The organism is Bradyrhizobium sp. Kon56 (genome assembly GCF_055807635.1).
Genome location: NZ_JBVVOU010000112.1, coordinates 1 through 698, shown reverse-complemented (window position 1 = coordinate 698; position 698 = coordinate 1). Strand labels below are relative to the sequence as shown.

The window sequence follows — 698 nt, the reverse complement described above, 5'->3', positions numbered from 1 at the left end:
CCTTGATGGGCGACTTCCGAGATCCGTGCACGCAGCGCCATGTCGGGAATGGCGTCCTCAAACTGCTCTACTCTTTTTAATCTTTTTTCAAATTCAGAGTCCGAGGTGTAATCCAATTCGGTATTGATTTCTACACCTTCTTGTCTGGTGATCACGCGGTAGCGTTCACGAGTCAAGTCAGGCAGGAAGCTGGTGGAGTATTCACTTTGGGAAGCGGACGCTTCCCACGGTACGGCTGTTTCACCTGGGGTGACAGCGAACTTACCGTCATCAATTTTCCAGGAGGTTGTCAGCTTTCTCTTCACGGCTGATCCGTCCTGATACAGCGTGTTGTTGAACAGATAGTCGGTGTTTTCCTCTAAATTCAGGTAGTCGTCGAATTTTTCGGCGCCCGCGGTTTTTGAACCATCCGATTCGAGGAACCGCTCCGAAATCTTTGGCGTGGTCGAGGATGTGTCGCTGCCCGTTGGCGACGCAGGGCGTTTCCAGGGCCAGGAAAACCCGCCTCCATCGCCCGGAGCCCTTACCCATTCCCCGCCGCGACCAGGATTGATCGTCATCATGCCTCTGCCGGTCTGCGGGCTGATAATGCGGGCACTGGCAGCGCCCGTGCGGTAACGGCTTTCGATTTCAAACACCTTGCTGATGCCCGTTTCGTCGGTGTACCGAACAAACTGACTGTATAGGCCAGAACTGTC

General features: G+C 54.3%; 1 protein-coding gene. It reads right to left on the bottom strand.

Annotation, left to right across the window (positions count from 1 at the left end; all coding sequences use genetic code 11):
* Window positions 1-698, bottom strand: a 698-nt coding sequence (locus tag AC0L3B_RS38175) for a hypothetical protein (protein WP_473382701.1), incomplete at both ends; no start/stop codon positions are given.